This is a genomic window from Halomonas sp. C10-5 (genome assembly GCF_057169305.1).
This window is the reverse complement of record NZ_CP175665.1, coordinates 1,625,558-1,644,707: the sequence shown is the minus strand read 5'-3', so window position 1 is coordinate 1,644,707 and position 19,150 is coordinate 1,625,558. Positions and strand designations below refer to the sequence as shown.

The 19,150-nt window shown below is 65.5% G+C and carries 19 protein-coding genes; 7 read left to right on the top strand and 12 right to left on the bottom strand.

Features of this window, described 5'->3' with window-relative positions; all coding sequences use genetic code 11:
* Positions 1-29 precede the first annotated feature (29 nt).
* From ACJ7IV_RS07645 to ACJ7IV_RS07620, 6 genes are all read right to left on the bottom strand, one after another.
* Positions 30-947: a LysR substrate-binding domain-containing protein gene (locus ACJ7IV_RS07645; protein ID WP_483866465.1), complete on the bottom strand. Its 918-nt coding sequence runs from the start codon at positions 945-947 to the stop codon at positions 30-32.
* A 68-nt stretch (positions 948-1,015) separates the two neighbouring features.
* Positions 1,016-2,434, bottom strand: coding sequence for a cardiolipin synthase (gene cls / locus ACJ7IV_RS07640; RefSeq protein WP_483866464.1), 1,419 nt, complete (start codon positions 2,432-2,434; stop codon positions 1,016-1,018).
* A gap of 91 nt (positions 2,435-2,525) precedes the next feature.
* Positions 2,526-4,031 (bottom strand): fumarate hydratase, encoded by a 1,506-nt coding sequence (locus ACJ7IV_RS07635; protein ID WP_483866463.1) that lies wholly within the window; start codon positions 4,029-4,031, stop codon positions 2,526-2,528.
* 234 nt (positions 4,032-4,265) lie between these two features.
* Complete coding sequence (gene uvrB / locus ACJ7IV_RS07630) at positions 4,266-6,287, bottom strand: excinuclease ABC subunit UvrB (protein WP_483866462.1); 2,022 nt, start codon at positions 6,285-6,287, stop codon at positions 4,266-4,268.
* A 58-nt stretch (positions 6,288-6,345) separates the two neighbouring features.
* A complete protein-coding gene (locus ACJ7IV_RS07625) occupies positions 6,346-6,762 on the bottom strand; it encodes an OsmC family protein (protein ID WP_483866461.1) in 417 nt (138 codons plus the stop codon).
* Between the two features lie 15 nt (positions 6,763-6,777).
* On the bottom strand, positions 6,778-6,975 hold the full coding sequence (locus tag ACJ7IV_RS07620) for a hypothetical protein (protein ID WP_161432179.1): 198 nt from the start codon (positions 6,973-6,975) through the stop codon (positions 6,778-6,780).
* Positions 6,976-7,117: 142 nt separating this feature from the next.
* Between ACJ7IV_RS07620 and ygfZ the strand changes: the two genes are divergently transcribed.
* Positions 7,118-8,152, top strand: coding sequence for a CAF17-like 4Fe-4S cluster assembly/insertion protein YgfZ (ygfZ, locus tag ACJ7IV_RS07615; RefSeq protein WP_483866460.1), 1,035 nt, complete (start codon positions 7,118-7,120; stop codon positions 8,150-8,152).
* Here the strand turns inward: ygfZ and ACJ7IV_RS07610 are convergent.
* Positions 8,147-8,905, bottom strand: coding sequence for a TatD family hydrolase (locus ACJ7IV_RS07610; RefSeq protein ID WP_483866560.1), 759 nt, complete (start codon positions 8,903-8,905; stop codon positions 8,147-8,149). The genes ygfZ and ACJ7IV_RS07610 overlap by 6 nt on opposite strands.
* 202 nt (positions 8,906-9,107) lie before the next feature.
* Positions 9,108-10,697: a peptide chain release factor 3 gene (locus ACJ7IV_RS07605; RefSeq protein WP_161432181.1), complete on the bottom strand. Its 1,590-nt coding sequence runs from the start codon at positions 10,695-10,697 to the stop codon at positions 9,108-9,110.
* Between the two features lie 168 nt (positions 10,698-10,865).
* On the opposite strand from ACJ7IV_RS07605, the gene ACJ7IV_RS07600 reads away from it, so the two are divergent.
* Positions 10,866-12,140, top strand: coding sequence for an ATP-binding protein (locus tag ACJ7IV_RS07600; protein ID WP_483866459.1), 1,275 nt, complete (start codon positions 10,866-10,868; stop codon positions 12,138-12,140).
* Between the two features lie 28 nt (positions 12,141-12,168).
* Positions 12,169-12,708 (top strand): response regulator, encoded by a 540-nt coding sequence (locus ACJ7IV_RS07595; protein WP_213311556.1) that lies wholly within the window; start codon positions 12,169-12,171, stop codon positions 12,706-12,708.
* A gap of 135 nt (positions 12,709-12,843) precedes the next feature.
* On the opposite strand, the gene ACJ7IV_RS07590 is transcribed toward ACJ7IV_RS07595, so the two are convergent.
* A complete protein-coding gene (locus ACJ7IV_RS07590; RefSeq protein ID WP_483866458.1) occupies positions 12,844-13,611 on the bottom strand; it encodes a 3-hydroxybutyrate dehydrogenase in 768 nt (255 codons plus the stop codon).
* A gap of 94 nt (positions 13,612-13,705) precedes the next feature.
* Positions 13,706-14,164, bottom strand: coding sequence for a [NiFe]-hydrogenase assembly chaperone HybE (hybE, locus tag ACJ7IV_RS07585; protein WP_483866457.1), 459 nt, complete (start codon positions 14,162-14,164; stop codon positions 13,706-13,708).
* 149 nt (positions 14,165-14,313) lie between these two features.
* Between hybE and ACJ7IV_RS07580 the strand changes: the two genes are divergently transcribed.
* The 3 genes from ACJ7IV_RS07580 (at position 14,314) to ACJ7IV_RS07570 (ending at position 16,409) form a co-directional block, all read left to right on the top strand.
* Positions 14,314-15,135: an inositol monophosphatase family protein gene (locus tag ACJ7IV_RS07580; protein ID WP_483866456.1), complete on the top strand. Its 822-nt coding sequence runs from the start codon at positions 14,314-14,316 to the stop codon at positions 15,133-15,135.
* Between the two features lie 131 nt (positions 15,136-15,266).
* Complete coding sequence (locus ACJ7IV_RS07575) at positions 15,267-15,542, top strand: GrxA family glutaredoxin (RefSeq protein ID WP_483866455.1); 276 nt, start codon at positions 15,267-15,269, stop codon at positions 15,540-15,542.
* A 99-nt stretch (positions 15,543-15,641) separates the two neighbouring features.
* Complete coding sequence (locus ACJ7IV_RS07570) at positions 15,642-16,409, top strand: VOC family protein (RefSeq protein ID WP_483866454.1); 768 nt, start codon at positions 15,642-15,644, stop codon at positions 16,407-16,409.
* 176 nt (positions 16,410-16,585) lie between these two features.
* On the opposite strand, the gene ACJ7IV_RS07565 is transcribed toward ACJ7IV_RS07570, so the two are convergent.
* Together ACJ7IV_RS07565 and ACJ7IV_RS07560 are read right to left on the bottom strand one after the other, a co-directional pair.
* The gene (locus tag ACJ7IV_RS07565; protein ID WP_161432189.1) at positions 16,586-17,245 is read right to left on the bottom strand and encodes a CoA transferase subunit B; all 660 of its coding nucleotides are present in this window, start codon (positions 17,243-17,245) and stop codon (positions 16,586-16,588) included.
* Positions 17,246-17,303: 58 nt separating this feature from the next.
* Positions 17,304-18,005 (bottom strand): CoA transferase subunit A, encoded by a 702-nt coding sequence (locus tag ACJ7IV_RS07560; protein WP_483866453.1) that lies wholly within the window; start codon positions 18,003-18,005, stop codon positions 17,304-17,306.
* Positions 18,006-18,181: 176 nt separating this feature from the next.
* On the opposite strand from ACJ7IV_RS07560, the gene ACJ7IV_RS07555 reads away from it, so the two are divergent.
* Positions 18,182-19,084, top strand: coding sequence for a LysR family transcriptional regulator (locus ACJ7IV_RS07555; protein ID WP_483866452.1), 903 nt, complete (start codon positions 18,182-18,184; stop codon positions 19,082-19,084).
* Positions 19,085-19,150 lie beyond the last annotated feature (66 nt).

Genomic DNA, 19,150 nt, shown 5'->3' with positions numbered 1-19,150 from the left:
ATCGGGCGAAGCATGCACTCGCCCCTTTTTCAGGCCTGGAGGAAGTCGCGAGGCAACTTCTGCATCTGCTTCCAGAGCTTCTCGACGCCGGGCTTGTGGACCAGCGAGCAGCGGTAGAGGCGGATCTCTAGCGGGATATCCCACTTCTCGTCGCCGGCACGTACCAGGCGGCCATCCTTGAGTTCCTCACGGATACAGAAGTCGGGGATCCAAGCCAGGCCCATGCCCTGCATCACCATGCCCTTGAGCCCTTCAGCCATGGCCGTCTCGTAGACGGTACGCAGACGCAGGCGCAGCGGGTCGTTCTTGAGCAGCATGCGCACGCTGCGCCCGAGGAAGGCGCCCTGGGTGTAGGCCAGGTAGGGAATCGAATCCTCGCCCCGGAGGGGAAAGCGAGGCTCGCCATCCTCGTCCGGCAGACAGACAGGCACCATCTTCACCTGGCCGATAGAGAAGGAGGGAAAGACCTCGGAGTCGAGTTGCATGGTGGCATGGGAGTCGTGATAGGCGAGCATCAGGTCGCAGTTGCCCTCACGCAGCACGTGGATTGCCTCGCCCACATTCATGGCGATCAGGCGGGTGGGCAGTTCACCGATGCCCTGCTGCAGGCGCGAGATCCAGGGCGGGAAGAAGCTCAGTGCCAGGGAGTGGGCGGCGACGATGTCGAGGGCCTCGTTGGCCATGGCCAGGCCCCGCAGATGTCCGAGGCTCTCGTTGAGTTGCTCCACCAGGTTGCGGGCCGTGACCAGGAAGAGCTGGCCCTCCGGTGTCAGCCCGACCGGGGTTGTGGAACGATCCACCAGGGTGGCACCGACGGCCTGTTCCAAGGAACGAATGCGGCGACTGAAGGCAGGCTGGGTGACGTGGCGCTGCCGCGCCGAGGCGGAAAAGCTACGTGTGTTGGCCAGGGCAACGAAGTCCTCCAGCCACTTGGTCTCGAGGTTCACCGCGACTCCCGATCCGTGTGGTGGGCGTAACGACCGAGGGATACCGGTCATCGCAAGATTTTAATATATCACTGAATCGGGGCCAGCAGGTAGGCGGCCCGGGAGACCAGCTTGCGCCATAGCGGACGCGAGGTGATCTCCTCGATATCGATGCGACGGCAGTCGCTGAAGTCCTTCTCGAGCATCAGCCGAACCTGGGCGGCAAACTGGCGATCCGGCAGGAAGGCGGTGATCTCGAAGTTGAGTCGGAAGGAGCGGTTGTCCAGGTTGACCGTGCCGACGCTGGCCGCCGCATCATCGATCAGCATGACCTTCTGGTGAAGGAAGCCGGGCTGGTAGCGATAGACCTTGACGCCGGCACGCAGCATGTCGGGCAGGAAGGAGAAGGCGGAAAGGAACACCAGCAGGTGGTCGGGCCGCTCGGGCATCATGATGCGCACGTCCACACCGCGCATGGCTGCCAGGCGCAGGGCATCCTGAACCCCCTGGTCGGGCACGAAGTAAGGGCTGGTGACCCAGAAGCGCTCCCGGGCACTGTGGATGGCGTGCTGGACCAGCAGGCTGGCGGTGTCCTGGGTATCAGCCGGCCCCGAGGGAACGATCACCACGCTGTGGCACTCCTCGCAGGTCAGTGTCGGCTGCCAGGCCAGGTTGATCAGCTCACCGGTGGCCCAGTGCCAGTCCTCCCAGAAGGCCTCCTGAAGCCCCAGTACGCTAGGCCCGGTCAGCTTGAGGTGGGTGTCGCGCCAGGGGCCATGACGGGGATGGTGCCCCATGTACTCGACCCCGACGTTGAAGCCGCCGAGCCACCCTTCCCTGCCGTCCACCACCAGTACCTTGCGATGGTTGCGGAAGTTGAGCTGGAAACGATGGCGAAAGCCCCGCGAGGAGCGGAAGGCGCTGACCTCGATGCCCTCCTCGGCCAGGTCACGCAGGTAGCCCTCGTTGAGCTGGTGACTGCCCACCTCATCATAGAGAAAGTAGATCCGCACCCCACGCTCTGCGGCACGCACGAGATGTCGCTTGAGCTCGGCGCCCAGGGCATCGTTGCGCACGATGAAGAACTGGACCAGAACATACTCCTCTGCCCTGTCGATACCGTCGAAGAGGCTGTCGAAGGTCGCCTGGCCGTCGACCAGCAACTCGGCACGGTTGCCGCTGGTCATCGGCATCTGGGCCAGCTGTTCCACGGCACGCACATCGGGGTCGCGGGCATCGGCGAGGAAGGGTTCGACCTGGGAACGGTAGCGGGCCAGTACCCGGCGCAGCACGCTGTCGCGTTCGCCGCGGGCCGAGACATAGCCATAGAAGCGCGGCTGCCCGAAGATCCAGTAGGCAGGCAGCGCCAGATAGGGAAAGGTGAGCAGGGAGAGAATCCAGGCGATGGCTCCCTGGGAGGTACGGCTGGACAGCAGGGCGAGTACCGCGGAAAGGATACCCAGCAGATGTACCGTAAAGATCGCCAGCCCGATCAGCCAGGACGTCATGCGCACTCCCTGCAGAAACAGTCCTGAGCAGCATACTCAAACGGCAGCAGCCCCGCCAGATGGCGGGGCTGCTGCGGATCACCGGGCGACCTCAGGCACGCTCGGCGATGATCTCCTTCCACTTGGCGGGACCGGTCTGGTGCACCGAGGTGCCCTGGCTGTCCACCGCCACGGTCACCGGCATGTCCTCCACCTCGAACTCGTAGATGGCCTCCATGCCGAGATCCTCGAAGCCCACCACACGGGCCTTCTTGATCGCCTGAGCCACCAGGTATGCGGAGCCCCCCACCGCCATCAGGTAGACCGCCTTGTTGTCGCGGATCGCCTCGATGGCCGCTTCGCCGCGCTCGGCCTTGCCGACCATGCCCTGCAGGCCGGTCTCCTCGAGCATGGTGCGGGTGAACTTGTCCATACGGGTGGCGGTGGTCGGACCGGCCGGACCCACCACCTCGTCACCCACCGGATCCACCGGGCCCACGTAGTAGATAAAGCGACCCTTGAGGTCCACCGGCAGCGGCTCACCCTTGGCGATCATGTCGACCATGCGTTTGTGAGCGGCATCACGGCCGGTGAGTAGCTTGCCGTTGAGCAGCAGGGTGTCACCCGGCTGCCAGGTCTGCACCTCCTCGGGGGTCACGCTGTCGAGGTCGACGCGCTTGACGTTGTCTCCCGCCTCGCGGGTGATCTCCGGCCAGTCCTCCAGCTTGGGTGCCGGCAGGGCCGCGGGACCGCTGCCATCCAGGGTGAAGTGGGCATGGCGGGTGGCGGCGCAATTAGGGATGATCGCTACCGGCTTGTTGGCGGCATGGGTCGGGTAGTCCTTGACCTTGATGTCGAGCACCGTGGTCAGGCCGCCCAGGCCCTGGGCGCCGATGCCGCTCTTGTTGACCTTGTCGAACAGCTCCAGACGCAGTTCCTCGGCACGATTGGAAGCGCCGCGAGCCTGCAGCTCCTGGATATCGATGGGGTCGAGCAGTGCCTCCTTGGCGATCTCCATGGCCTTCTCGGCGGTGCCACCGATGCCGATGCCCAGCATGCCGGGCGGACACCAGCCGGCCCCCATCTTGGGCAGCTGCTCCATCACCCAGTCGACCACGCTGTCTGATGGGTTGAGCATGGCGAACTTTGACTTCGCCTCGCTGCCGCCGCCCTTGGCAGCCACGTAGACCTCCACGGTATCACCGGGAACGATCTTGTGGTGGATGATCGCCGGGGTGTTGTCGCCGGTGTTCTTGCGGGCGCCGTCAGGATCGGCCAGCACCGAGGCACGCAGCACGTTGTCGGGCAGCTGGTAGGCGCGGCGCACGCCCTCGTTGACCATGTCGTCAAGGCTCATCTCGGCATCCCAGCGCACATTCATGCCGACGTGCAGGAAAACGGTGACGATGCCGGTGTCCTGGCAGATGGGGCGATGGCCCATGGCGCACATGCGCGAATTGATCAGGATCTGGGCGATGGCGTCCTTGGCCGCCGGGTTCTCCTCGCGCTCATAGGCCTGGGCCATGGCGTCGATGAAATCCTTGGGATGGTAATAGGAGATGTACTGCAGGGCATCGGCGACGCTCTGGATCAGATCATCCTGACGAATCACGGTCATGGGCAAGGGACTCCTTGGCTTGTCGGCATGCCCGCTCCTGAACGGCGCTTCGTGGCCGCGGTGGCGGGCTCGAACGGGCGGCATTATACCCTACCCTTCGCCCTGTCTTCATTGATGCCACCAAAGTGGATTATGTGTGGTTTGAGAAAGTAGATAACGGTATAAATATCGGTTTCGAGACCCTCAGGCTACCTACCCTGATGCTCAGCACAATGGCGGCAGCGTCAGGCTGCCTTACCCTAGCGCCAGCTGGCGTTCCCTGAGCTCATGCAGGCGATCACGCAGCCGCGCGGCCTCCTCGAACTCCAGGTTCTGGGCCGCCTCGAACATGGCATCCTCGACCCGGGTGAGCTCTCGGACCAGCTCCTGGGGGGAAAGGTCTGCGGGGTCGTAGACACCGGCCGGCTCGGCCACCTTGCGCTCCCCGCGACGCCCCTTGCCCTTCTTCCCCGGTGTCTGGGCCGCCTCGAGGATATCCGCCACCGAGCGGGTCACCGTGGTCGGAGTGATGCCGTGCTCCTCGTTGAAGGCGATCTGCTTGGCACGGCGGCGCTCCGTCTCGTCCATGGCACGACGCATGGAGTCGGTGACCCGGTCCGCGTAGAGGATCGCCTTGCCATGGGCATTGCGCGCGGCCCGCCCCATGGTCTGGATCAGCGAGCGCTCGTTGCGCAGGAAGCCCTCCTTGTCGGCGTCGAGGATCGCCACCAGCGAGACCTCGGGGATATCCAGGCCCTCGCGCAGCAGGTTGATGCCGACCAGCACATCGAACTTGCCCAGGCGCAGGTCGCGAATGATCTCCACCCGCTCCACGGTATCGATATCCGAGTGCAGGTAGCGTACCCGCACCCCGTGCTCGTCCAGATATTCGGTGAGATCCTCGGCCATGCGCTTGGTCAGCGTGGTCACCAGCACGCGCTCGTCGGCCCCGGCCCGCAGGTGGATCTCGGAGAGCAGGTCATCCACCTGGGTGGTGGCCGGGCGCACCTCCAGCTCCGGGTCGAGCAGGCCGGTGGGACGCACCACCTGCTCCACCACCCGGCCGGCATGCTCGGCCTCGTAGGGGCCAGGTGTCGCCGAGACGAAGATGGTCTGGGGACAGATCGCCTCCCACTCCTCGAACTTCATGGGACGGTTGTCCAGCGCCGAGGGCAGCCGGAAACCGTACTCCACCAGGGTCTCCTTGCGCGAGCGGTCGCCCTTGTACATGCCGCCGACCTGGGGAACGCTGACGTGGCTCTCGTCGATGAACAGCAGCGAATCGTCGGGCAGGTAGTCGAAGAAGGTGGGCGGCGGCTCCCCGGGGTTGCGCCCCGAAAGATAGCGGGAGTAGTTCTCGATGCCGTTGCAGTAGCCGAGCTCCAGCATCATCTCGATGTCGTAGAGGGTGCGCTGCTCCAGGCGCTGGGCCTCTACCAGCCGCTCGTGCTTCCTGAGCCACTCAAGGCGCTCGACGAGCTCCGCCTTGATCTGGTCGATGGCCCCCAGGATCGTCTCCCGGGGGGTCACGTAGTGCGACTTGGGATAGATGGTCATGCGCGGCACCTCGCCACGCACCTCGCCGGTGAGCGGGTCGAACAGGCGGATCGAGTCGATCTCGTCGTCGAACAGCTCGACGCGCACCGCCTCGTCCTCGGCGTCGGCCGGAAAGATGTCGATGACGTCGCCGCGCACCCGGTAGGTGCCGCGCTTGAAGTCCATGTCGTTGCGGGTGTACTGAAGCTCCGCTAGGCGGCGCAGCAGCTTGCGCTGATCGATCAGCTCGCCGCGGGTGAAGTGCAGGCGCATCTTGAGGTACTGGTCGGGATCGCCCAGGCCATAGATGGCGGAGACCGAGACCACGATCAGGGCGTCGCGACGCTCCAGCAGTGCCTTGGTAGCGGAGAGGCGCATCTGCTCGATATGGTCGTTGATCGAGGCATCCTTCTCGATGAAGGTGTCCGAGGAGGGCACATAGGCCTCGGGCTGGTAGTAGTCGTAGTAGGAGACGAAATACTCCACGGCGTTGTCCGGGAAGAAGGCCTTGAACTCGCCGTAGAGCTGGGCCGCCAGCGTCTTGTTGGGCGCCATGACGATGGTCGGGCGCTGCAGGCGCTCTACCACGTTGGCCATGGTGAAGGTCTTGCCGGAGCCCGTGACCCCGAGCAGGGTCTGGTGGGCCAGCCCCGCCTCCAGGCCACCCACCAGGCCTTCGATGGCCGATGGCTGGTCACCTGCAGGCTGGAACTTCGAGGCGAGGCGAAAGGGCTTGCTCATGGGGTCTCCGGGTTGGGGCAGCGGCCGACCCGGCCGCCGCTCGGTATCACGCCCCGGATCAGGCCGGGGTCACGGCTCGGGTGCTCACCTCCACCGTGGAGCTGGTCATCAGCCGGTGGATGGGGCACTTGTGGCTGATCTCCTCGAGGCGGTCGACCTGCTCCGGGTCGCTGATGCCGTGGAAGGTCATCTCCACGTCGAGGCGGTAGGTGCCGTGGCGTTCCTCGCTGTCATCGCGGTGCACCTTGACGCTGATGCCCTCCAGGGGCCACTTCTTGCGCCGCGCATACATCATCGAGGTGATCGCCTTGCAGGCCCCAAGCGACAGATCGAAGTAGTCGTGGGGGTCGGGAGCACCGCCCTCGCCGCCGTAGGATTCCGGCACATCCACGAACAGGTCCTCGAAGCCGTCGAGCTCGACCCGCTGACGGAAGATATGGTTGCGTACGCTTTGGATCTCAATGGTCTTCTTCACACGGATACTCCCTGCTCACCTGACTTGGATCGGTAGCCTCAGGGCCTCGATCGCCTTGATCATCGCCTCCCGCCGGGCGCGCCCCTCCACCTCGGCGCCGTGGCGCCCCACCTCGGCGCTATCGACGCCATCGAGCATCATCAACGCGGTGGTGATGCGATTGACCTGATCGGCGTCGGTGACACCCTCGAAACTCAGCGACTGGTGGGCCATGACGTGACTCCTGGCTTGCCTGGCATGGATGAACCCGGGAGTCTAGCATGGGCCACCCGGGCCGGCAGCGGTTGCAATGTCGCGGCGGCGCCCGCATGTCTCCGGGTATCCCGACCCTTTCCCTGACACGACGAGGCTTCCCATGCAGGACTGGATCACCGAGCTGGGCGCACGCACGCTCGCCGACGACCGCATCACCTTCGACACACAGGATGCCGCACGCCAGGCCCTGGATGCCACGGTGGTGACACCGCTCCTGCAGTTCGGAGTGCTGGATGTGGTGGGTGCCGATGCCGAGAAGTTCCTGCAGGGCCAGGCGAGCGCCCAGCTCAATCTGGTCGATGGCGACTTCGCCCCACTGACGGTGATCTGCACCCCCAAGGGGCGGATGCTGGCCAATGCCCAACTGCTACGCGTGGCCGAGGGCCACTACCGGCTGATCCTGCACCGCGACCTGGTCGACTCCCTGGCCGATCACCTGAAGAAGTTCGCCGTCTTCTACAAGGTCGAGCTGACAGCGCGAAATGACCTGGCGCTGATCGGCCTGATCGGCCAGGAGGCCTCCGCACTGGCCGAGGTACGCCTGGATATTGCCCCCCCGGCGATCTGGCACCAGGCCGGCGACGCCGAGACCCAGCTGCTGGCACACCCCGGCCCCCGCCCGCGCCTGCTGGCCATCCTGCCAACCGAGCGGGCGACGGAGGTCTGGCCGACCCTGGCAAAGCAGGCCACGCCGGCAGGCAATGCGGTCTGGTGCCTGCACGATATCCAGGCGGGTCTGGCCTGGTTGACCTCACACCACCGCGACGCCCTGCTGCCGCAGATGATCAACTGGGAGGCGCTGGGCGGCATCAGCTTCAAGAAGGGCTGCTACACCGGCCAGGAGGTGGTGGCACGCGCCCACTTCCGGGGGCAGGTAAAGCGTCGGTTGATGCGTGGCCAGCTCGACGGCAGCGTACTGCCGGAAATCGGCAGCCCCGTCCTCGACACCAATGACAAGGCAGTGGGCGAGGTGATCACCACCGAGCTCGACGCCTACGACCAGGCAGAGGTGCTGGTGGTGCTGAGCACCAAGGAGGATATCGGCCCTCTGAACGTGGCCGGACAGAAGCTCAAGCTGCTGCAGCTGCCCTACCCCATCGAGCGCCTCGACCCAGAGAGCCTGGCGGCGTCATAGCCGAAACAGGCGACGTGCGGTGGCAGTGCTGTTCGCTGCCACCGCCTCCGGACCCTGCCCCCACAGCCTGGCGACGACCCGGCATACCTCGGCCACTCGGGCGGGTTCATTGCGCTCCCCCTGGTGGCCAGCCAGAGGCATGTCGGGACTGTCGGTCTCCAGTACATAGCCGTCATCGGGCAGGCTCTGCACCGCCCGCTGCAGGCGTTTGGCCCGATCGAAGGTGACCGCCCCGCCAAGCCCCACCACGAACCCCAGGTCGAGGAACTTGCCGGCCTGCTGCGGGGAGCCGGCGAAGGCGTGAACCAGGCCGCCGGCGGGAAGGTCGAGCTGGCGCAGCCGCTTGGCTACCGGGTCGTTGGCCCGCACGCAGTGGATCACCACCGGCAGCTTGCGCGCCTTGGCAATACGCAGCTGCGCGTCGAACAGCCGCCATTGGGCGTCCAGGGTGTCGCCGAAGCGGGCGTCGATGCCGCACTCGCCCACCGCCACCGATTGCGGGTTCGCATCCAGCACCTGCGCAAGCGCCTCGATGTCCCCCGCGGCGTGCTCCTCCATGAAATACGGATGCAGCCCCAGGCAGACACTGACGTCATCGCGTACGCCCAGCGCCAGCACCCCGGCCCAGCGACGGCGCGTCGTGCCCGGCACGATGAAATGCGCCACACCCGCCGCCCGGGCCCGCTCGATCACTGCCTCGCGGTCGGCGTCGAAGTCGGAGAAATCCAGATGGCAGTGGGCGTCGATCAGCATAGTGACAAGCGACAAGGATCAAGGCGCAAGGCAGAGGTATCCTTGCTACGTGTATGAAGCGAGGGAGCGCCGGGGGCGGGTCGAAGAGGAGGTCCTATGCCAGGGATGGCATCGGTAGCGCCCAGGGATGGGTTCACAGCGCCTCCTCGAAGGCCCGCCGCCGGATCAGCCCCGAGCGACGCAGCAACTTATCGCCAGGGTATCAATGCTCCCGGGTGGGCTGGAAGCGGATCTCCGGCCAGCGCTCCTGGGTCATTTGCAGATTCACGCGCGTGGGGGCGATATAGGTCAGGTAGCCGCCGCCATCGATGGCCAGGTTGGTGCTCGCCTTGCGCTTGAACTCCTCGAGCTTGCGAGCATCGTCGCAGTAGACCCAGCGCGCGGTATTGACGTTCACCCCCTCGTAGACACAATCGACCTTGTACTCCTCCTTGAGGCGGTGGGCGACCACGTCGAACTGCAGGGTACCCACCGCACCGAGGATCAGGTCGTTGTTGTCCAGCGGCATGAACACCTGGGTGGCCCCCTCCTCGGAAAGCTGCTGCAGGCCCTTCTGGAGTGCCTTCATCTTCAGCGGGTCCTTGAGGCGCACGCGCTTGAACAACTCCGGCGCGAAGTGCGGGATGCCGGTGAAACGCATGTCCTCGCCCTGGGTGAAGGTGTCACCGATCTGGATGGTGCCGTGGTTGTGCAGGCCGATGATGTCACCGGGCCAGGCCTCCTCCACCTGGGCGCGGTCCGAGGCCATGAAGGTCAGGGCATCGGCGATCTTGACGTCCTTGCCGATGCGAACATGGCGCATCTTCATGTTCTTCTCGTATTTTCCAGAACAGACGCGCAGGAAGGCGATACGGTCGCGGTGATTGGGATCCATGTTGGCCTGGATCTTGAACACGAAGCCGGTAAATCGGCCATCCTCGGCCTCCACGGTTCGCGTGTCGGTCTCGCGGGGCTGCGGCGGCGGCGCATATTCGACGAAGCCGTCGAGCATCTCGCGCACCCCGAAGTTGCCCATGGCGGTACCGAAGTAGACCGGCGAGAGTTCACCGCGCAGGTAGGCCTCGTGGTCGAACTCATGGGACGCCCCGCGCACCAGCTCCACCTCCATGCGCAACTCCTCGGCCTGCTCCTCGCCGAGCACCGCGTCCACCTCGGGGTTGTCGAGCCCCTCGATGCGCTTGTCATCGGGAATGCGGCTGCCCTGCCCCTGGGTATAGAGGTGGATGGTGTCGTTATAGAGATGGTAGACACCCCTGAAGTGACGCCCCATACCGATCGGCCAGGTCATCGGCGCGCACTGGATATTGAGCACCTCCTCGACCTCGTCCATCACCTCGATGGGATCGCGGATGTCACGGTCCATCTTGTTGATGAAGGTGAGGATCGGCGTGGTACGCAGGCGACAGACCTCCATCAGCTTGATGGTCCGCGCCTCGACGCCCTTGGCCCCGTCAATCACCATCAACGCCGAATCCACCGCGGTCAGGGTGCGGTAGGTGTCCTCGGAGAAGTCCTCGTGGCCGGGCGTGTCGAGCAGATTGACGATGCGTCCACCGTAGGGGAACTGCATCACCGAGGTGGTCACCGAGATGCCGCGCTCCTGCTCCATCTTCATCCAGTCGGAGGTGGCGTGGCGGTCGTTGCGCTTGCTCTTCACCGAGCCGGCCATCTGGATGGCATTGCCGAACAGCAGCATCTTCTCGGTGATGGTCGTCTTGCCGGCATCCGGGTGCGAGATGATCGCAAAGGTGCGCCGAAGCCCGGTCTCATGGGCCTGTTTCTGGTCTGACATGCGTTGGGTTCGCCAATTGGTTCTCGACCCGATGCTCGAACGGGGCCGTGCAGGGCCGAGAGAGGAGTTTGGCGGGTATTCTACGCCCTCGCCGGGCCGAAATGTAGGTGGGACACACCACCCCGCGGCGCAGGCGCGCTATCATGGGGCAGTCGAGAAGGAGCCACTATGCCCACCACGCAGCCACTGCCGCTCTCCACCCCCAACCGCAACCTGGTGCGCCTGACCATTGTGCGTGGCATCACCTGGACCGGCTTCCTCGCCGCCATCATCCTCGGGGTCGAGGTGCTGGGCTTCGAACTCCAGGTAACCGCGGTGATCGGTGTGGTGCTGGTGATGGCGGTGATCAACCTCGCGACGTGGTGGCGCCTGGGCCGCCACCGCGCCGTCACCGATGGCGAGTACCTGCTCCACCTGCTGGCCGACGTTGCCGGCCTGACCCTGCTCTTCTATTTCACCGGCGGCGCCAGCAACCCCTTCATCACCTACTACCTGGTGCCGGTGACCATCGCCGCCGCCACCCTACCCTGGCGCTGCGCCTGGATCATCGCCGCCACCTCCATGCTCGGCTACAGCACGCTGCTGGCCTTCCATCAGCCGGTCCCCCAGTTGACCGGCGCTCACGGGTCGAGCGGTGGCCTGAACCTGCACGTGCTCGGCATGTGGCTCAACTTCGCCCTCTCGGCAGGCCTGGTGACCTTCTTCATCTACAAGATGGCCCACGCCCTGCGCAACCGCGAGCAGGCGCTGTCGCGGACCCGCGAGGCCGCACTGCGCAACGAGCAGGTACTTGCCGTGGCCACCCAGGCCGCCGGCACCGCCCACGAGCTGGGCACCCCCCTCTCCACCATGGCGGTACTGCTTTCGGAGATGCGCGCGGAGGCCGAGGACAACCCCATGCTGCAGAAGGATATCGAGCTGCTGCGCCAGCAGGTGGATACCTGCAAGACACGGCTGCAGCAGCTGGTGGAGAGTGCCGACCGCCGCCGCATGGGTGAACCGCAGATTACCGATGCCGAGGTATGGCTGGCCGGGGTGGTCCAGCGCTGGCTGGTGCTGCGCCCGGATGTCAGCCATCACATGACGGTGGCGGAACATCGCAACCGCCCCTGGCTGGCGGTGGATACGACCCTGGAGCAGGCACTGACCAACCTGCTCAACAACGCCGCTGACGCCAACCCCGACGACATCGCCATCAGCCTGGACTGGCAGGACGATGAGGTGATCATCGACATCCGCGACCACGGGCCCGGTGTGGCACTGTCGATCGCCGACCAACTGGGCGAGACCTTCGTCTCCACCAAGAGCAAGGGGATGGGCATCGGCCTGTTCCTGACCCATGCCACCATCAACCGCTTCGGCGGCGGCGTCAGCCTCTACAACCACCCGGAGGGTGGCACACTGACCGAGGTGGTGCTGCCGCGCAGTCCCGCCGCCGAATGAGCCCACCCACCACCCGAGCGAGTGACCCATGCAAGACACACCCGAACGCCTGCTGATCATCGACGACGACGAGATGTTCTGCCACGTGCTTGACCGCGCCATGACTCGCCGCGGTTACGAGGTGGTGGTCGCCCGGGACGCCCAGGAGGCGCTCTCCCTGGCCCGCCAGCATCGCCCCACCCTGGCCACCCTCGACCTCAAGCTGGAGCATGAATCGGGGCTCAAGCTACTGCCCGAACTGCTGGAGGTGGTGCCGGAGTGCCGGGTAGTGATCCTGACCGGCTACTCCAGCATCGCCACGGCCGTGGAGGCGATCAAGCTGGGAGCTGTCAACTACCTGTGCAAGCCGGCCGATGCCGACGAGGTGCTGGCCGCCTTCGACAAGGATGATGGCGACCCCCAGATCGAGGTGGCCGACCAGCCCCCCTCAATCAACCGTATCGCCTGGGAGCATATCCAGAAGGTGCTGCAGGAGCACGACGGCAATATCTCCGCCACTGCCCGTGCCCTGGGCATGCACCGCCGCACCCTGCAGCGCAAGCTGCAGAAGCGGCCGGTGCGGCGGTAAGCCGTAAGCCGTAAGCCGTAAGCCGTAAGCCGTAAGCCGTAAGCCGTAAGCCGTAAGCCAGGATTTTAGGCACCTCAGCTTACGGCATGCGGTTTATCTTACAGCTTCAAGCTTACAGCTCCGGGCGAAGCCCGGTTATTGCGCCGTCCACCCCAGATCGATGTTCCAGCTGGCCCCGGTGACGGCGCCGGCGGCGTCGGAGGCCAGGTAGGCCACCAGTTCGGCGACCTCGCTTGGCTCGATCAGGCGCTTGACGGCAGCGTTCTTGAGCATGATCTGCTCGATCACCTCCTGCTCCTGCATGCCGTGCAGCTTGGCCTGGTCGGCGATCTGGTTGTCCACCAGCGGCGTCTTCACGTAGGCGGGGCAGATGGCATTGGCGGTGATGCCCTGGGCGCCACCCTCCAGCGCCGCGGTCTTGGTCAGGCCGATCATTCCATGCTTGGCACTGATATAGGCCGACTTGCCCGGCGATGCCACCTGGGCATGTACCGAGGCGATGTTGACGATTCGTCCCCAGCCATTCTCGCGCATGGAGGGCCAGGCTGCCTGGGTGAGCAAGAAGGGCGCGGTCAGCATCAGGTCGATGATCTGGCGCCACTTCGCCTCGGGAAACTCCTCGATCGGCGAGACGTGCTGGACGCCGGCATTGTTGACCAGGATATCCACGCGCCCGAAACGCTTGATCGCCTCGGCAACGGCAGCCTTGCAGGCTTCACCGTCTGTGAGGTCGGCCTGGAAGAAACTGGCGCCGGCCTCCTCGGCCACCTCGCGCCCCGCGGGATTGAAGTCTACCGCCAGTACCTGATGACCCAATTGGCAGAAGTGACGCACCACCGCCTCGCCGATACCGCTGCTGGTACCGGTGACGAGGGCGACGCGGGGGGTGACGGACGCTGACATTGGCGACTCCTTGTTGATGTAGATTGTGTAAGCACGCGGAGCCACCAGCATAAGGGGATGGCGGCATGTCGCGCCACCTCGGCGAGGTGGCGCATCACTCTCCGCGCGGGGAGGCTTCCCCGGGCTCCTGGGCGGGAGCCATCACCCGCTCCATCAGCTGCTGGGCGAGACGGCTGGCGTCCTGTCGCGTGGCGACATCGGCGAGGTCATCGAGCAGCACCAGGCGCCAGCAGCCGAGCGACTCACCCAGCGCCACCGCCTCCATGGGGTAGCTCCCCGAGGGCAGCGACAGCGTGCAGCGCTCCCCGGCGGCAGGCAGGGGCTCGGCCTCGTCGGCGGGCAGCATCACCAGCCACAGCGATACCGGTGTGACCAGAGCACCCACCAGCTGCTCGCCGTGCTCGGGCAGGCGATAGCACTGGAAACAGAGCGCATCGGCGGCCAGCCGCGGATTGAAATGGGGCAGCGACTTGGACTCGCGCAGGTGGCTGGCGGTCCAGGCCTCGGCAAGCCGCCGCAGGCGCTGATACTGATCCGGAGTCAGGGCATGCATGAGTCTCTCCACGATGTCGGGCGGCGCCAGTATAGGCGCAGCGGGCCGCCGGGCCCAGTAGCCGTCGGCGCCCGATCGGCGACCTGCTAGGCTATCGACACGCGCCATGCCGGATCCGACCAGTCCAGCCCAATCAGAGGGAGTCCACCATGACCGACAACCAACGCCTGCAGCTTGCCCTGGAGATCGCCCTGGAAGCAGGGGAGCAGATCCGCGCTGCCCGCCATGGCCGGGACTTCGGCCATCGCTACAAGGGCGGCGAGGAGCTGGTGACCGATATTGACGTGGCGGTTGACCGGCGGATCGGCGAACGCCTGGAGGCCGCCTTCCCGGGGGAGGCACGCCTCAGCGAGGAGCTCGCCCCCGATCGCAGTGCGCTGGCCGTGGAGGGCCCCCTGTGGGTGGTCGACCCCATCGATGGTACCGTCAATTTCGCCCATGGCCTCGCCCATGTGGCGGTCTCCATCGCCTGGCTGGAGCATGGCGAGGCGCGCATCGGCGTGGTCCACGCCCCCTTCCTGGGCGAGACCTATACCGCGATCCACGGCGAGGGGGCCTGGCGCAACGGCGAGACGATCCACGCCAGTCGCCGCCAGGACCTGAGTCGCAGCCTGGTCGCCACCGGCTTTCCCTACCGCCGCGACAGCCGACCGCCACTGATGCGCCGCCTGGCCGCGGTGCTCGATCACTGCCAGGATGTGCGCCGCAATGGTTCCGCGGCACTCGATCTGTGCAATGTCGCCTGCGGCCGACTGGACGCCTACTACGAGAGCGTCTCGCCGTGGGACTTTGCGGCCGGCTGGCTGATCGCCAGGGAGGCCGGCGCCCGCACGGGTCACCTCTACCCCTGCCCCGAGGGCATCCCCGAGGCACTCTACGGCGAGAACCTGCTTGCCTCGAGCCCGGGCATCCACGCCGAACTGGGTGAACTGTTACGGCGTGCCGATGCCGGCGAACTGGACACGCCCTGAAGCACAGCGGCTGACTATCCATAGCGGCGGGCAATGGCCCGGCTCGCCAGGGCCTATTGGCCAGGGCGTCCGCTATCACGGACAATAGCCATCTTTGTTCCAACCAGCGCCCAAGGCGCCAAGGAGAGCCCATGTTCGTCACCATCTACGGCCGACCCGGCTGCCCCTTCTGCGTGTTTGCCAAGGACCTCGCCCAGCGCCTGGAGGCCTCCGGGGCCATAGAAGGGTTTCGCTATATCGACATGCATGCCGAGGGGTTGACCAAGGCCGACCTGACCCAGAAGGTGGGCCAGACCGTGCACACCGTGCCCCAGGTGTTCCTCGACGCCACCCCGATCGGCGGCTTCTCCGAATTCGATCAGTACGTACGCAAGCACGGCCTGCTGTCTGCAGCCCAGGCCCACTGACGCCGGCCCCCCTCGCAAGCGTAGTCCTGGCGTTGAAAGGTCCCTTGACGCCGATGCCTATACTTCCCGCCAGTCACGACGACAAGGGAAGCGCTTTCAATGCAGAGGGAAGAGTTCATTCAGCAGCTGTGGCTGGATTTCGTTCATCAGTACCCCGAGATCGGCGGCCTGCGCCTCTGGCCGCTGGATGCTCCGGTCGAATATCTGGCCCTGCTGACCCTCAATCATCGCCACCACGGCATGGATGCCCTGCTGCCTGCACTCGAGCGTTTCGGCTTCCGGGTCCGGCACCGCCATGCCATGGCCGATCGCGGCCTGCTGGTCAACCTGCTGGCACCACCGGGTGATGGCCCCTGGCTGGCCGTCGCCGAACTGCAGATGGGCACCCTGGCGAGACAACCCCGGGCACTGCTCGAGGCGCTGGTCAACCAGGCTCCCGAGGCTGCCCACCGCGGCCCCAACCGCCTGTGCCGGGGGCGTCCCTGGCCGATGCCGGACTGGGAGGACTACCAGGCCCTGCACCAGGCCCATCCCCTGGCCGCCCTGCTGGCCGTCAACGGACCGCGCCTGCACCATGTCGGCTACGACTGTCGGCATCTAGAGGCCAGCCTGGACGACCTGCACGGGCGCATGGAGGAGGCCGGATTCGCCGGCACCGACGACCGCCATCACGGTCTCTTCCCCATCTCGCCACTGGTCGACTACCGCTTCTACCCTTCGGGATCACGGCGCCTGCCCTTCGCCGAAGGCGACGAGCACCGTGTCGAGACCGGCGGTATCGCGCTGGTGCAGAAGTCGGTGAGCGCGCATCAGGAGCGCGTGGTCGAACTGCTGCTGCCTCACCACACCCGCTGCGAACTCTCCTGAGCAGCCATCCACAGAATCTGTGGATAACGCTGTGCAACATTGGCGCTTCTGCCCCGGACCATCGGCCCGCCGGCGCCATGGTCATAAAATCACCACCCTTGAGTCACATCTCCTCTAACGCACGCGGCCCGGACGCATGACGTCCGGGCCGCGGCGAGATCGGGCAAGGCGCGATATCAGTCGAAGGTCATCTCAGGGACGTGGTCGGGCACCACCAGCTTGCCTGCCGTCAGCGACTTGATCTCCTCGACGGAGACCCCCGGAGCGCGCTCCTTGAGGTGGAAGGCGCCGTCCTTGATCTCCAGGTAGGCGAGGTCGGTCAGCACTCGATTGATGCAGCCGGCGCCGGTCAGCGGCAGGTTGCAGCTCTCAAGCAGCTTGGACTCGCCATGCTTGGAGGCGTGGGTCATGGTGCAGATGATGTTCTCGGCGCCGGCCACCAGGTCCATGGCGCCGCCCATGCCCTTGATCAGCTTGCCGGGGATCATCCAGGAGGCGATGTTGCCGTTCTGGTCGACCTCGAAGGCCCCCAGCACGGTCAGGTCGACGTGGCCGCCACGGATCATGGCGAAGGATTCGGCCGAGGAGAAGATCGCCGCACCGGGACGGGCGGTGACCGTCTGCTTGCCGGCATTGATCATGTCCGGGTCGACTTCCTCCTCGGTGGGGAAGCGCCCCATGCCCAGCAGACCATTCTCGGACTGCAGCATCACGTCGATGCCGTCGGGGATATAGTTGGCCACCAGGGTCGGGATGCCGATGCCCAGGTTGACGTAGAAGCCATCCTCGAGTTCGCGCGCCACGCGCATTGCCATCTGTTCGCGAGTCAGTGCCATCTTGTTGCCTCTTTGTTCGGTAAGAAACGATCGGTGAGAAACGCTTGCTGCGAGGAGATCACGCCTCGCGCACGGTGCGCTTCTCGATGCGCTTCTCGAAGGAGCCCTGGATGATGCGATCGACGTAGATCCCCGGGGTGTGGATCTGGTCGGGCTTCAGCTCGCCCGGCTCGACGATCTCCTCGACCTCGACCACGGTGATCCTGCCGCAGGTGGCCGCCATCGGATTGAAGTTCTGGGCGGTATCACGGTAGACCACGTTGCCGTAACGGTCGGCCTTCCAGCCCTTGACGATGGCGAAGTCGGCGTGGAACGCCTCCTCGAGGATGTGCGGGCGACCGTTGAACTCGCGCACCTCCTTGCCCTCGCCGATGGGGGTACCGTAGCCCGTGGCGGTATAGAAGGCGGGAATGCCGGCACCACCGGCGCGCATCTTCTCGGCCAGGGTGCCCTGGGGAGTCAGGATCACCTCGATCTCGTTGTTGAGCATCTGCTGCTCGAAGAGGGCGTTCTCACCCACGTAGGAGGCATAGATACGCGAGATCTGCTTGTCCTCCAGCAGCAGGCCCAGGCCGAAGCCATCCACGCCGCAGTTGTTGGAGATCACGGTGAGGTCCTTCACGCCGCGCCGCTTGATCTCGGCGATCAGGTTCTCGGGGATGCCACACAGGCCGAAGCCACCGGCGGCGACAGTCATGCCGCTCTCGATGCCTTCCATCGCCTCTGCATAGGAATTAACGCGCTTGTCGAATCCGGCCATAGGGCGCCTCATGTTGTTGTGGACTGAAGTACTCGGGAAGAATAGCGGGTCTGCGGAAGACTCGTTGCCCTAGTGTTGGGGTGAGGGATATATTTGTTAAGTTTGTTTTTCTTATCGTTTGATCGTAAAACCTGATTAATTAGACCTTGGTCGCACATCCACTTCCGGTAAACATCATGACCGTCAAGCAGCTTCGCGCCTTTCTCGCCGTGGCCAGCGCCCTGAGTTTTACCCAGGCATGCGAGCGCCTGCACCTCTCCCAGCCGGCCCTGAGCCTGGCGATCAAGGGGCTCGAGGAGAGCCTGGGCGGGCGCCTGCTGACACGCAGCACGCGCAGCGTACGCCTGACGCCCGAAGGCGAGTCGCTGGTCCCGCTGGCCAAACGGCTGCTGGCCGAGTGGGACAACACCGAGGAGCTGATGCGCCAACGCTTCACCTTGCAGATGGGGCGGCTCGGGGTGGCCGCCATGCCCTCCTTCGCTGGCAACCTGCTGCCGCCGGCACTGATGGCGTTTCGCCAGCACTATCCGCGCATCAATATCACCGTACATGACGTCATCAACGAGCAGGTGATCGAGATGGTGCTCAACGACCAGGTGGAGCTGGGCATCGCCTTCGAGCCCGAAGCCGTGGGTAGCCTCACCTTCACTCCCCTGTTCAGCGACCGCTTTGTCGCCGTGGTTCCACCGCGCTCGCTGCTGGCCGGACACACTTCGCTGGGCTGGGAGATGCTGCTGACCCACGACTTCATAGCCCTGCAGCGCCCCTCCATGGTACGCCGCCTGCTCGAGCAGCAGCTGGAAACGGAAGGCATGGCACTGCCCGCCGCCTTCGAGAGCCACCAGCTCGCGACCGTAGGGCGCATGGTGGCGAGCGGCCTGGGTGTCAGCGCCGTGCCCTCGTTGTGTCGCGGCCAGATGGAGGAGCTCGGTGCCCGCTGCCTGACGCTGGAGGCCCCCACCATCCAGCGCGCCGTGGGCATCCTCACCCACGGCGAACTCTCTACCGCGGCCCTGGCCCTGAAGGAGGTGATCGTGGCGACTCAGGAGGCCACCGCCGGGCTCCTCGCGGGCCGGTGAGCCACGCACGTTGGTCCCAGGCGCTGGGCAGGCGTCGGGCGATCCTTTAGCATTGCCGACATTCCC

Excerpts from the sequence above, each read along its gene's own strand:
- cls (WP_483866464.1), bottom strand. The coding sequence starts at position 2,434 with ATGACGTCCTGGCTGATCGGGCTGGCGATCTTTACGGTACATCTGCTG.
- ACJ7IV_RS07635 (WP_483866463.1), bottom strand. The coding sequence starts at position 4,031 with ATGACCGTGATTCGTCAGGATGATCTGATCCAGAGCGTCGCCGATGCC.
- uvrB (WP_483866462.1), bottom strand. The coding sequence starts at position 6,287 with ATGAGCAAGCCCTTTCGCCTCGCCTCGAAGTTCCAGCCTGCAGGTGAC.
- ACJ7IV_RS07620 (WP_161432179.1), bottom strand. The coding sequence starts at position 6,975 with ATGGCCCACCAGTCGCTGAGTTTCGAGGGTGTCACCGACGCCGATCAG.
- ygfZ (WP_483866460.1), top strand. The coding sequence starts at position 7,118 with ATGCAGGACTGGATCACCGAGCTGGGCGCACGCACGCTCGCCGACGAC.
- ACJ7IV_RS07610 (WP_483866560.1), bottom strand. The coding sequence starts at position 8,905 with ATGCTGATCGACGCCCACTGCCATCTGGATTTCTCCGACTTCGACGCC.
- ACJ7IV_RS07605 (WP_161432181.1), bottom strand. The coding sequence starts at position 10,697 with ATGTCAGACCAGAAACAGGCCCATGAGACCGGGCTTCGGCGCACCTTT.
- ACJ7IV_RS07600 (WP_483866459.1), top strand. The coding sequence starts at position 10,866 with ATGCCCACCACGCAGCCACTGCCGCTCTCCACCCCCAACCGCAACCTG.
- ACJ7IV_RS07595 (WP_213311556.1), top strand. The coding sequence starts at position 12,169 with ATGCAAGACACACCCGAACGCCTGCTGATCATCGACGACGACGAGATG.
- ACJ7IV_RS07590 (WP_483866458.1), bottom strand. The coding sequence starts at position 13,611 with ATGTCAGCGTCCGTCACCCCCCGCGTCGCCCTCGTCACCGGTACCAGC.
- hybE (WP_483866457.1), bottom strand. The coding sequence starts at position 14,164 with ATGCATGCCCTGACTCCGGATCAGTATCAGCGCCTGCGGCGGCTTGCC.
- ACJ7IV_RS07580 (WP_483866456.1), top strand. The coding sequence starts at position 14,314 with ATGACCGACAACCAACGCCTGCAGCTTGCCCTGGAGATCGCCCTGGAA.
- ACJ7IV_RS07575 (WP_483866455.1), top strand. The coding sequence starts at position 15,267 with ATGTTCGTCACCATCTACGGCCGACCCGGCTGCCCCTTCTGCGTGTTT.
- ACJ7IV_RS07570 (WP_483866454.1), top strand. The coding sequence starts at position 15,642 with ATGCAGAGGGAAGAGTTCATTCAGCAGCTGTGGCTGGATTTCGTTCAT.
- ACJ7IV_RS07565 (WP_161432189.1), bottom strand. The coding sequence starts at position 17,245 with ATGGCACTGACTCGCGAACAGATGGCAATGCGCGTGGCGCGCGAACTC.
- ACJ7IV_RS07560 (WP_483866453.1), bottom strand. The coding sequence starts at position 18,005 with ATGGCCGGATTCGACAAGCGCGTTAATTCCTATGCAGAGGCGATGGAA.
- ACJ7IV_RS07555 (WP_483866452.1), top strand. The coding sequence starts at position 18,182 with ATGACCGTCAAGCAGCTTCGCGCCTTTCTCGCCGTGGCCAGCGCCCTG.